The organism is Pseudoalteromonas sp. JC3, from assembly GCF_030291895.1.
Lineage (GTDB): Bacteria > Pseudomonadota > Gammaproteobacteria > Enterobacterales > Alteromonadaceae > Pseudoalteromonas.
Map to the genome: position 1 here is coordinate 1,430,194 of NZ_CP127855.1, position 12,111 is coordinate 1,442,304.

Annotated in this window: 8 protein-coding genes; 4 read left to right on the forward strand and 4 right to left on the reverse strand. The window is 45.3% G+C overall.

All coding sequences use genetic code 11. The annotated features are described in order from the left end of the window. Positions 1–88 precede the first annotated feature (88 nt). Positions 89–2,077 carry a hypothetical protein gene (locus QSH61_RS05880; RefSeq protein WP_206471258.1) on the reverse strand — a complete coding sequence of 663 codons (1,989 nt, stop codon included), beginning with the start codon at positions 2,075–2,077 and terminating at the stop codon, positions 89–91. 50 nt (positions 2,078–2,127) lie between these two features. Then, a complete protein-coding gene (locus QSH61_RS05885) occupies positions 2,128–3,729 on the reverse strand; it encodes a hypothetical protein (protein ID WP_206471259.1) in 1,602 nt (533 codons plus the stop codon). A 368-nt stretch (positions 3,730–4,097) separates the two neighbouring features. Between QSH61_RS05885 and QSH61_RS05890 the strand changes: the two genes are divergently transcribed. After that, positions 4,098–4,568, forward strand: coding sequence for a hypothetical protein (locus QSH61_RS05890; RefSeq protein WP_206471260.1), 471 nt, complete (start codon positions 4,098–4,100; stop codon positions 4,566–4,568). Positions 4,569–4,599: 31 nt separating this feature from the next. Here QSH61_RS05890 and QSH61_RS05895 read toward each other — a convergent pair whose 3' ends face one another. Together QSH61_RS05895 and QSH61_RS05900 are read right to left on the reverse strand one after the other, a co-directional pair. Continuing rightward, a complete protein-coding gene (locus QSH61_RS05895; RefSeq protein WP_174168484.1) occupies positions 4,600–6,216 on the reverse strand; it encodes a tetratricopeptide repeat protein in 1,617 nt (538 codons plus the stop codon). A gap of 170 nt (positions 6,217–6,386) precedes the next feature. Then, the gene (locus QSH61_RS05900) at positions 6,387–7,277 is read right to left on the reverse strand and encodes a DMT family transporter (protein WP_174168485.1); all 891 of its coding nucleotides are present in this window, start codon (positions 7,275–7,277) and stop codon (positions 6,387–6,389) included. A 177-nt stretch (positions 7,278–7,454) separates the two neighbouring features. Here QSH61_RS05900 and QSH61_RS05905 point away from each other — a divergent pair, with 177 nt between their 5' ends. From QSH61_RS05905 to metH, 3 genes are read left to right on the forward strand one after another with little or no spacing between them, the layout of a single operon-like run. Then, positions 7,455–8,402 carry a homoserine O-succinyltransferase gene (locus QSH61_RS05905; protein ID WP_130126639.1) on the forward strand — a complete coding sequence of 316 codons (948 nt, stop codon included), beginning with the start codon at positions 7,455–7,457 and terminating at the stop codon, positions 8,400–8,402. Then, positions 8,392–9,471 carry a homocysteine S-methyltransferase family protein gene (locus tag QSH61_RS05910; protein WP_010604097.1) on the forward strand — a complete coding sequence of 360 codons (1,080 nt, stop codon included), beginning with the start codon at positions 8,392–8,394 and terminating at the stop codon, positions 9,469–9,471. Before QSH61_RS05905 ends, QSH61_RS05910 begins: the two co-directional genes overlap by 11 nt. Before the next feature lie 9 nt (positions 9,472–9,480). Next, a complete protein-coding gene (metH, locus tag QSH61_RS05915) occupies positions 9,481–12,108 on the forward strand; it encodes a methionine synthase (RefSeq protein WP_206471261.1) in 2,628 nt (875 codons plus the stop codon). Positions 12,109–12,111: the final 3 nt, after the last annotated feature.

Sequence of the window (12,111 nt, forward strand, 5' to 3'; positions counted from 1 at the left end):
TTCATTCCTTTTTGAACAGTTGAATGAAGTTTAATGCATTGTTAACAATTTGCGAGTCTTGAATACGAATATCCTTATTCTTAGCTGATTATTGGTGGCTGCAGCGGTAGAAGCCAGTGACTGTGTCTTGGCTAAAGCGCGTGCCGTTAACATAGGTGTCTTGGTTGATTTTACCAAACTGCGCCAGGTTAAATTGCAGCCGTGCAAGCATTTCAGCACTTGAGGCCTGTTCAAAGATTTCTGTTACTGGTGGATCACCAACAAAGTTGGTATACCAAGGAAACCAAGAATTATCCTGCCCACTGACTGTTTGGTTCGGATAATAATTCCCTCCTTGCCAACGGTCGAAGGTAAGATCTTCGAGGCTAAATAGGCCAAAACCTGGCTGTGTCATACAAGCATCAGCCGCCTGATACTCAGGGTAACCTGAGCTGGCAGCAAAATGATTACAAACATTATGTGGCAAATTACTGCTATTCGCTGCTTGATATTCCACCTTTCTAAACATCACAGGGTGTGCGGGGCTTCCTGATGGGTAGACGATATTTGCCGCGACAGGTGAACTCCAGCGATAATGGTACATGGCCACAGCCAATCCTAAATCTTCCTTACTGGTGGCAACATTATCTGGATGAGTCCACACTCCACCCGGATCGGTTGGCGTTGCCCCATTTTTAAAAATAATCCCATATTGATTGTTTTCTAATTGATTCATTAGATTTGGCGTTGTGTTGTCAACCACCGTCGTTGGGATCATTGTGCTTGCGGCATTGGGAGTATAGGTGAGTGTTGGGTTATTTAATGCCTTCCAGCATAGCAGGCCATAACCATAGCCACTGGCTATCATCGGGCAGCCGGACATTGCAGATGCCGATTGATTGCTTTCATATGTATGTGTTGTTGAACGTGCCGAAACTTCGCCGGAGCTAACCAATATTCCCCACGCATTGCGAGTAATGCGAATATCAGTAAACTCGGTGTCAGGAATAAATACCGTTGTGGCCGAAATAACCTGTAGCCCTAAATCTAGTTCTAGTAGAGAGGTGGCAACGAGGGCGTCTTCATGAAGCTTTGGATACTGCGTCATAATCGTTTGCTGCGATGGTTTAATCACAGCGTCTCTTGGTGATAACCCTAATAAATATAAGCGATCATTATCAAGATAGCTTGCCAGTAAGCGTGATAGCTCAAGTTGCGCGATTGGACGCTTGGCTTGTATATTTGAGTTGTTATCCGTGAGGGTGAGGTCGGTATTTTGAAGCAGCAACCAGTGCTTATCACTTAGACCCACAACCTGAGTTTGGTTAAGTATGTGACGAGATACGCTATCAGCTTGGCGAGTAACAATTAAACTATCGTCATTCAACGAATAGCTAGACTGTGTGGTGTCATTGTGGTGATGACGCAGCGCCGGTGGCTGATATTGTCCGATTAAGGTGGTAAGTTCAATGCGAATTGCGTCGCGAGTACTTTGAATAAGCCAATTTCCGGTTTCATCTCGAACAAAAATAGCCGGACTATATTGACCAGATTTATCCACGCTAAATGCTTGCCAAGTGGTATTACAGGCTTTGGCGCAGGAGGAGAAACTTCGAGTAAGGGATGACTTATCTTTTGCCAGAGATTCGTCATAGTTATCATTAAATACAAAGGGTAACTCAGCTTTACCCGACGCGAGTTGTAACGTGAACAGTAAGCGCCGTTGATTGCCGCTGGCATAGAGTCTGTTTTCTTTTAGATAACCGAGCTGGAGTTGAGAGTAACTCTCTAACTTTTTCATGTTTCCAGCTTCACCTTGATAGCTGGGCTCATACGTCTCGCTATTGAATGGTGCAGTTTGCTCTAATTGGGGAAATTGCAGCGTTTGTTTGCAGGCATCTTCTGCGCATGTTTGTAAGGTGATCCTTTGGTCCTGATACTGAAAAGAATACCAAGGTGAAAGGGCTTGATAACCTTGTTGTCCTGCGTGAAATAATAGCGGTAGGGTTGATGTATCGTAGTGCCCTGACTCTGCTGAGGCGTTAACGCTTAAAGACAAAACCCAGCAGGTAAGCGTAGTGGCGATGAACTTATTCATAATCTTTCCTTATTGGAGTAGGGCAGCGCATGGCCACCCTTAACAAAAACCTAGTGAATGATGCCTTGGCGTTGGCCTGCATTAACGGGTTTGTTGAGCTGCACAGAGAGCCAGTTTTCAACGTCACTACGTAATGATGCGTCGCTATCTGGACCGGATTGTGACGAATAGAACCATAACCCTGTTGGTGCTGGGGCATTGACATTGCTGCCGCAGGTAAAGTGATTTGCCGCATACATCACCGCGCCTGAGCTACCATATTCGTAATGACTGTCCGAATAACCACCGTAGCCTCTGGCTTGCACCCGACCTTTTGAATCAAGGGTAAAGTGATACACTTCATTGGGTTGCAACAAGAAAGGGCTGACGTCGGACGAATCAAAGCGCGCGCGCATTGTGGTGGTAACACTGGCTTGATTACCCGAACGCGTGATCATGCCTGCCAAGTTGGTGATGAGCGCATCGGCCAATTGACCATCAAGCAAGCTGCCAGGGTTGCCATTGACGATTGCAGAAGTAATGCCAAGTGCGGCTTTAACGACTCCAATGGTGGAGTTTAAATTCCATGTGGTGTTATATCCCATGGCTGCGCCACCGGCTTTATTAAACAAGATGACTTCAGGTGCAGCTCCTGGCAAATCGACCGCAAATTTTGCGCCGTCGGTTGCGTGTGAGTTGGTACCTTTTGACCAAATTTTTTTAGCTTGCCCAGTTACATGGTAGCGAGCTGAATAAGTGCCTCTGACTTCTAAATTGCCCGAACAGGCATTGCTTTGATTACATGCAAATCCCCCGGTGTCTGCACACAACATTTTGACGTGGAACTCTGTCGAGTTATGGGCTGAGGTGTTATCGAAACTGAGCGCTTTATTTTTTGACCAACGTTTCCCCTTAGCTGAGTGAAAGGCGCCGTAGGCTGAGGTATTGACATAAGCATGGTGCTTAGAAAAACCACTACCATCGCTGGTGGATGTGCTCCAAGGCGTTTGGGTTGATGGGTAGTTAGTGACTACTTGGCCTGTGCTGGTTGAAGGGGTCACCATCTGACATGAGCATTGTGACTTAGGCCCGAAGATGGGTTTTTTAGTCAGCAATTCTTTTAATTCGGCAAGAATATCTGACGGTAGCGTCCTATCGTATTCAAGTACCGAGAGCCCTTTACGTTTAGGAGCTGCGTATTCCTTATGCCAAGTGCTGTAAAGCTGCGGTGCATTTCGCTCTAAATGTTGGCTGAGTGTTGGCACTTTTTGCTGTTGTGTCCATTTTTCGAATACCGTCGGTTTAAATTGAATAAGATATCGAGTAAAGAAAAAGTTATCTTCAGGTGTTTGCTCGGTAAAAGCATTTTCCCATGCTGATAACACGTTTTGATCTAAAGCTTTTGCTTGGCTTAGCATCTCTCCATCTCGATAGTCGCGGATCAAGCTATCGACATAGCGGTCTAATTCATATTCTTCGTCGTTGTCGGAGATATATTCAAGCAAGGAAACACGGTCTTGAGACCAGTTTGAAATGGCTTGCCACGCTTCTGGGCTTACTTGTGAGGGGGCCATTTCTCCATATTCTTCTGCGGCTTGTAGCGAAATACTACCCAGTAACAACGTGCTGGTAACTAGGCTGACTAATTTTGGGGTGAAATTTCTCTGTTTCATTTTTCTATTCCTTCATCGTTGTGCTGAGTCAACATGCCTCATGCATTGTTAACTTGCCTTGTGATGTTGGAAACTTTTTCAGCGATTGAATAGGAGGTTGTAGGGCCAGTTAGGGTCAACTTGGGTAAAACCTTTGATATTAAACGGACGCGTTGGGTTAGGTAAGTTTTGATATCAAGCTGTGGTAAATAAAAACTTAAATATCAAAGGTCTGCTTATATTTTTACCCGAATTTACCCAATTGCCCCGTAACTTTTGCTGCAATCAATATTCGCTTGAGGCAGGATTTTGCTATCGCCGTTATTGGAGTCTCAGCGTGAGTACATTCGCAATCGAGTAACGGTGTCATAACCAATAAGGAGACAGTTATGAGACGAGTAATAGTGTTGGGAGCAACTTTGATTGCGAGCTTTGTACAAGCCCATAGCCCAGAAATGATAGCGCAGCTCGAAGTTGCTGATGGGGCGAAATGTCCAAAGCGGCAAACGATTCTGCTAGGTAAAATGACATTAACTGCTGGAACCTTTAAATATTTACATAGTGAAGGAAGTAACGTTTGTACCAGTCCTAAGCAGAGTATTCCTGGTCGTATTACACCACGACTAGATTGTGGCCAGTTTGATGATTGGCGACTTGCTTATTATATGGGTAATAAAATGTGTCAATCTCTACATCAAAATATGAAAGGCTTTAGTAATAGCCTAAAGCCTGATATGACAGTGTATCCTCGCTTTGAAGGACCTTTTGAATTCAAAGGAGACCGTCATCACCAAGAGTATGAGGCCGGTATGGGCGTGACTTTAGCATGCTATTTATGTGAGACCGCGACGGATAACTAGAGAAGGGGCAAAAGCCCCTTTGTTGTAAACATCAAGTAGCGTTGGAGCACGCTATGATTTGCTCCAGTTGTGCAACTTTTTGAGAAAGGGGCGCAGTATCGAAATTAGCGTCTTGGCATTGAGTGAGTACATATTGTGCCGTGGTAACAATATTTCGAATACGCGGCTTTTTGGGCAGCGTTTTGATATTAAGATAGCGTTCAAGAGTGCGCACTCGTAAGCGACCATCATCGATATTCACTTTCCACACTTTGCTTTCTTCCGCTAATTCGACACGAGTTTTGCCACTACTTTGCTCCCAAAGCGTCAAAGTGAGTGTCATTACCTCAACCATTAATTGTCTAGCGGCCTGTTCATCAATGCTCGTATGTTTACTGTGCACGCCATGAGTATCGGCGCGGGCGGTATTGCGAATAAAGCAGTAAGTAACCAAAACACCTGCTAAAAATGTGATAAACCCGACGAGTACATGAGACAACATGCTTGTCTCTGTTTGGCGCTTAGGCGCGGTCAAGACGTTAGCGCTTTGAAGGCGAAATTGATAAAGGTTTTCACTTTGTACACGACTAGTTTTAAGCGTGTCATTATAACGCTGTGCGGTCTCTACCGCTTCTTTATAAGCGTGTGTTTGTAGTTGGGACTGCAATAAGGCAATGTAAAATAACTCCGTAAGCTGACTATTTTGCTGATTATGTGCTTCAAGCCCCTGTTTAAGTATCGTTTGTGCTGTTAGGTTATCGCCCTCAAGCTGCTTGAGTTTGGCCTCAATAAGCAGTGCTCGCTGATCCACTTTACCGTGTTGAATTAGTTGCCGAGTACGTTTAAATGAAGCAAGTTGCTGTTGTGCCTGAGTGATATGATTTTGAGCAATGGCAATTTCGGCCAATAATAAATAGGCTCGAGACAATTGGGTATAGGCACCGCTTTGTGTCAAAGGTTGAAGTAAATCTTCAATTATTTCAGTTGCTTTGTTGTAGTCGCGCTTTTTGTAAAATACCTCCGCGATGCTTAGCAAGGTGTGATTCGCTTTAGTTTGGTCGCCAGCTTGCTGGTGGAGCGCGTGGGCTTGACGAAACGAGAGGATGGCATCATCCAACTGATTAATATCCCTCGATACATTCCCTAAATTGTTAAGCGTGATCGCTTGTCTCTGTAGGTCATTTGTTGCTTTCGCTATTTGGTAGCTTTCTAAAAATAAAGTAAGGGCGGTGTCTAAATCTCCGAGTGCCTGATAGGCATTAGCTAAATCGTTTGCCGATTTACCCAGGAGTTCGTTTTGTTGCAACTTAGCCGCAAGCGTTTGCGCTTCGTGGAAGCTCTCCAGCGCTTGAATATAATTGCGCTGGCGATAACGATTAATACCACTTTGTCTTAACACCTGAAAGCGTTGGAGTGTGGTTAACTTCCATGCCATCAACTCATCCAGTATTTGATTGCTGAGCTTTATGTCACCCGCTCGACGATACAAGCTAACAAGCTCAAGATGTGCATCAAAAGCTTGAGCACCGTTGGGTTCAAGCGTTTCAAGATGTTGCTTACAAGACAAAATCTGGCTTGTGAGATTAGCATTATTGGCACCTGGGCATTCTGAACCATGCGCCGGTAACACAACGAGCAGTAATGCGAAAAACAAAGCAAGCAAAGGCATAAATATTAGTCTATATACATTGTTTTTACATATTAATATAGTGGTAACAAAAAGTCGTGTCTGCCTTTAATAAATCTTAGGTTGATTACTTTTTGTATTTTGCCTCTGTTTCGGTGGTAAATTAACCCCAAATTCAGGCCAATATGCACACATATTAAGTGTGATATTGGCTATCCCTTTAGCAATAAAAACACCCCAGCTAAAGCAATTAGGCCTCCAAACATCATAGACTTAGTAATAGCTTCTCTGCGCAGTAGTCCAATTGTCATCACCATAAGCGGTGCCGTTGCAAAGATGGTTTGTGCGATAGCGGGATCAGTATGATTAACGGAAATTAACTGTAGCCAAAGCCCAATAAAGGTGCCAAAAAACACTGCAACGAATAACCAGTTTTTACCGTCGATTTGTTTAAGTGTGAGTGCTTTAAACAGGCTTTGTGATTTCAAACAAACAACAATAAAGGCCACAAATAGGGTGCCGGATCCCAAGCGAATAAGTGCCGCCCACAAACTACTAATGCTTTCGTTATTTAGCGCACCTTTGGAAAGCACCATACCCGCAGCTTGGCAAATGGCAGCCGTGAGTGCAAAACAGACTCCCAAGAGATAATGTTTTTTGTCTAATACCGGCTGGCTTCTACTTGGCTTAATCGCCAACATCACACCAACGGTTGTCACTGCAATGCCGAGCCAAGCGGATGCGCTGAGATAAACACCAAGGAGCACAATGTTTAAGATCCCCGCGATGGCAGGTGCAAGACTTTCAATAACCAAAGTGCGAGCAGGGCCTATATTTCTGAGTGCGGCAAAGTAAGCGCTGTCACCAATCGCTATGCCCAGTATCCCACTGGCTATCAGCCAGCCCCAGCTCGAGAGTAAGGTCGGATACATAGCATCACCTGCGATGAGCAAACACAAGATCATCAAAGCAGAAGCGATGACGCCTTTGCTAACGTTCAACTCAAATGGACTAAGGTGATGGCTAAATCGTTTATACAGTATGGTTGAGCCAGCCCATACCCCAGCCGCCGCAATCGCTGCCGCTTCGCCAATACCAATCATAAATATCAAGTTTCTTGTGTTTATTTATATGATGGCAAGTATACATAAATTGAAATAATCAGTGAGAGGTTAGGCATCAAATTATTATCACAAATGTTTAGACGTCCATACATCTAGAGGTTGAATTTTTCCAGTTTTTGTCCATAATAATGCCATTCGATTAGTCTGGAGCAGCGCATGCCAATCACCGTCACCGACGAACTCCCAGCCATTGCCCAATTGCGTCATGAAAATGTGTTCGTGATGCCACAAAGTCGTGCATCAACGCAAGAGATCCGCCCAATGCGGCTCGCGATATTAAACTTGATGCCGAATAAGGTGGAGACTGAGGTGCAATTTATCCGATTACTGGCAAATACCCCTTTGCAGGTGAATGTTGATTTGTTGCGACTGGACACCCACCGTAGCTCTGAAAACTCAGAGCAACATCTAGATATGTTTTACCGCTATTTTTCGGATGTGAAAGATCAAAACTATGATGCTTTGATAGTCACCGGTGCGCCGCTGGCGCATCTTGAATATGACGATGTGGTGTATTGGCAGGAATTACAGGCGTTTTTTGATTGGGCTGAGCACCATGTTACTTCAACCCTGTTTTCTTGTTGGGCCGCACATGCCGGTTTGTATCACCATTATGGGTTAAAGCGAGCACTCAAAAATGACAAACTGTGTGGCGTATTTAAGCACCACTGTTATTTTGACCACGGGGCGCTCACTCGCGGTTTTGATGATGAGTTTTTGGTGCCACACTCACGTTATGGCCACATCGACATCGATAAAATTAATGCGTGTAAAGACCTAGTGGTGTTAGCAGGCTCTGAAAAAGTGGGCGCTTACTTAATTAAAAATCACTCAGGTAGCCAAGTATACATTACCGGTCATCCTGAATACGACGCCGATACGCTACAAAAAGAATATCTTCGCGATTGTGAAAAAATGGCCAACGCACCGCAGCCTGAGAACTATTTTCCTGAGAATGACACCAGCAAACGTCCATCTAAGACATGGCAAAGCCATGCATTCTTGTTATTCTCAAATTGGTTAAACTACTATGTTTACCAAACCACACCTTATGATATTAACTTAGTTAGCCAAGATGTAAGGACTAACAATTATGCCGAATAATGTAGCCGTAAACGGTGAGCAAATAGCAGAGCAGCTTAAGCAAGCAATGCAGCAACGTATTCTGATCTTAGATGGTGCAATGGGAACCATGATCCAAAAGCACAAATTAGAAGAACAAGACTATCGTGGTGAGCGCTTTAAAGATTGGCATGTCCTTATCAAAGGCAACAACGATCTGCTAAGTTTGACGCAGCCTGAGATAATCAAACAGATCCATCGCGATTACCTAGCTGCTGGCGCAGATATCATTGAAACCAATACTTTTAACGCCACCACCATCTCGATGGAAGATTATGACATGGCAAGCCTAAGCCGCGAGATTAATCTTGAATCGGCGAAGCTTGCACGTGCGGTATGTGATGAATTTACCGCCAAAGATCCCAGCAAGCCTCGCTATGTGGCAGGTGTACTTGGCCCAACGTCAAAAACCTGTTCGATTTCTCCAGATGTAAACGACCCTGGTTTTCGCAATATCACTTTTGACAAGTTGGTTGCAGCCTATGTCGAATCAACGCTTGCCCTTATTGAAGGCGGTGCTCACCTTATTTTGATTGAGACTATTTTTGATACGCTCAACGCCAAAGCCGCGTCTTACGGCGTAGAAGAAGCATTTGAGCAAGCGGGTGTCACTCTGCCTGTTATGATCTCGGGCACAATTACCGATGCTTCCGGTCGCACGCTTTCAGGGCAAACCACAGAGGCGTTTTATAACTCCATTCGTCATATTAAGCCAATCTCCATTGGCCTAAATTGCGCGCTAGGCCCAGATTTATTAAGACAATATGTAGAAGAGCTGTCACGGGTTTGTGAAACCTTTACCTCAGTGCATCCAAACGCAGGGCTTCCTAACGAGTTTGGTGAATACGACCTAGAAGCCGACGACATGGCGAAAGAGATTATCGATTGGGGTAATGAAGGATTTATCAATATTGTTGGCGGCTGCTGTGGCACCACGCCCGAACATATTCGCGCCTTCGCGAGAGGCCTTGAGCAAACCCAGCCGCGTAGCTTGCCTAACATCGAAGTGCGGATGCGTTTGGCAGGTCTTGAAGCCTGTAACTTAAATTAGGAATTCACCATGATACAAACAGCAGTATTTACCAATGTCGGTGAACGTACCAATGTAACGGGATCGGCAAAATTTAAGCGCTTAATTTTAGAAGAAGATTACGAAACCGCGCTGGATGTTGCCAGAGAGCAGGTTGAAAGCGGCGCGCAAGTGATCGATATCAACATGGATGAAGCCATGTTGGACTCAAAAGCTGCGATGGTGAAGTTTCTTAATCTGATAGCGTCAGAGCCGGATATTTCTAAAGTCCCCATCATGGTTGACTCGTCTAAATGGGAAGTCATTGAAGCGGGTCTGAAATGTATTCAAGGTAAAGCCATTGTAAACTCAATCTCCTTAAAAGAGGGTGAGGCACCATTTATCCACCAAGCCAAAATCATCAAGCGCTTTGGTGCTGCTGTGGTGGTGATGGCATTTGATGAAGTTGGTCAAGCGGAAACCGCAGAACGAAAGTTTGAGATCTGTCAGCGTTCTTACAAAATCTTGGTTGACGAGCTTGGGTTTCCACCTGAAGACATTATTTTTGACCCTAATATTTTCGCGGTCGCTACGGGTATCGAAGAACACGATAACTACGCCGTAGAATTTATAGAGGGCACGCGCAGAATTAAGCAAAACCTGCCACACTGTAAAGTGTCAGGGGGGGTATCTAACGTATCCTTCTCATTCCGTGGTAACAACCCGGTGCGTGAAGCGATCCACTCTGTGTTTCTTTACCATGCGATTAAAGCAGGCATGGATATGGGGATCGTCAATGCCGGTCAGTTAGCCGTGTATGACGATATTCCAAAAGAGCTCCGTGATGCCGTTGAGGATGTGATCCTCAATACCGACGCCGGTGCTGGCGAACGGTTGGTTGAGATCGCGCCTAAATACTCGGGCATGGCGCAAGCCGAAAAGCAGGAAGATTTAGAGTGGCGTTCTTGGCCGGTTGAAAAACGCTTGGAGCACGCCTTAGTTAAAGGGATCACCGAGTTTATCGACGAGGATACCGAGGCCTGTCGCCAACAGTTTGATAAGCCAATTCAAGTGATTGAAGGGCCACTGATGGATGGTATGAACGTGGTTGGCGACTTGTTTGGCGCGGGCAAAATGTTCCTGCCTCAAGTGGTGAAATCTGCTCGAGTGATGAAGCGCGCGGTTGCCTATCTTGACCCTTACATTGAGGCCGAAAAAGAAGAAGGCTCTAGTAACGGTAAAGTGATCATGGCCACGGTTAAGGGCGATGTACACGACATTGGCAAAAACATTGTGGGCGTGGTACTGCAATGTAACAACTACGAAGTCGTGGACTTGGGTGTGATGGTGCCAGCAGAGAAAATTCTGCAAACGGCCATTGACGAAAACGCTGATGTCATTGGTCTGTCTGGCCTTATTACGCCATCCCTTGATGAAATGGTGCATGTTGCGAAAGAAATGACGCGTCGCGGCTTTGATATTCCTCTACTCATTGGTGGTGCAACCACATCGAAAGCGCATACGGCGGTTAAAATTGAACCTCAGTACGACAAAGGTGTGATTTACGTCAATAACGCCAGTCGTGCGGTTGGTGTGGTATCTAGCCTGCTAAGTAAAACCCAAAAGCCAGAGTTTTTAGCAAAAACCGCGGACGAATACGTCAAAGTACGGGAGCAGCAGGCGCGTAAAAAGCCACGTTCAAAACCGGTTACCTTGGCGCGTGCTCGCGATAATGCGGTAAAACTTGATTGGCAAAGCTACACGCCACCGGTGCCAAATAAGTTGGGGATCACCGAGTTTAAAGACGTGAGCATTAAAACGCTACGCGATTATATCGACTGGACGCCATTTTTTATGACCTGGTCATTGGCCGGTAAATATCCACGTATTCTACAAGACGAAGTGGTTGGTGAAGAGGCGCAAAAACTGTTTCATGATGCCAATGCCATGTTAGATCAGTTAGAACAAGCGGGCACTTTACAGCCACTGGGTGTGATTGGATTGTTCCCTGCTAACCGCGTGGGTGATGATATTGAAATTTATACCGATGAGTCGCGCAGCGAAGTCTTGGTTACGTCATGTCAGCTGCGTCAGCAAACCGAAAAAACCGATTTCCCTAACTATTGTTTGTCGGATTATATTGCACCTAAAGGCACACCTGATTATTTCGGTGCATTTGCCGTCACTGGTGGTCTTGAAGAAGATGACTTGGCAGATGCATTTGATGCCAAGCAAGATGACTACAACAAGATCATGATTAAAGCGGTCGCAGATCGCTTAGCCGAGGCATTTGCTGAATATTTACATGAGCAAGTGCGTAAAGTGTACTGGGGATTTGCAGCGGATGAAGCGCTAAGTAACGAAGAACTTATCCGTGAAAACTATCAAGGGATCCGTCCTGCGCCAGGGTATCCAGCGTGCCCTGAACACACCGAGAAACAAAAAATTTGGCAGTTGTTAGATGTCGAAAACCGTATCGGTATGAAGCTGACTAGCTCATACGCCATGTGGCCGGGAGCAGCGGTGTCGGGTTGGTATTTCTCACATCCAGATTCTAAGTACTTTGCCGTTGCCAGTATTCAAAGAGATCAAGTAGAAGACTATGCTGCGCGTCAAGCGATGTCGCTAGAAGAAGCGGAGCGTTGGCTTGGTCCTAACTTAGGATATGAAACCGCATAATAG

Excerpts from the sequence above, each read along its gene's own strand:
- QSH61_RS05910 (WP_010604097.1), top strand. The coding sequence starts at position 8,392 with ATGCCGAATAATGTAGCCGTAAACGGTGAGCAAATAGCAGAGCAGCTT.
- QSH61_RS05895 (WP_174168484.1), bottom strand. The coding sequence starts at position 6,216 with ATGCCTTTGCTTGCTTTGTTTTTCGCATTACTGCTCGTTGTGTTACCG.
- QSH61_RS05885 (WP_206471259.1), bottom strand. The coding sequence starts at position 3,729 with ATGAAACAGAGAAATTTCACCCCAAAATTAGTCAGCCTAGTTACCAGC.
- QSH61_RS05900 (WP_174168485.1), bottom strand. The coding sequence starts at position 7,277 with ATGATTGGTATTGGCGAAGCGGCAGCGATTGCGGCGGCTGGGGTATGG.
- QSH61_RS05890 (WP_206471260.1), top strand. The coding sequence starts at position 4,098 with ATGAGACGAGTAATAGTGTTGGGAGCAACTTTGATTGCGAGCTTTGTA.
- QSH61_RS05905 (WP_130126639.1), top strand. The coding sequence starts at position 7,455 with ATGCCAATCACCGTCACCGACGAACTCCCAGCCATTGCCCAATTGCGT.
- QSH61_RS05880 (WP_206471258.1), bottom strand. The coding sequence starts at position 2,077 with ATGAATAAGTTCATCGCCACTACGCTTACCTGCTGGGTTTTGTCTTTA.
- metH (WP_206471261.1), top strand. The coding sequence starts at position 9,481 with ATGATACAAACAGCAGTATTTACCAATGTCGGTGAACGTACCAATGTA.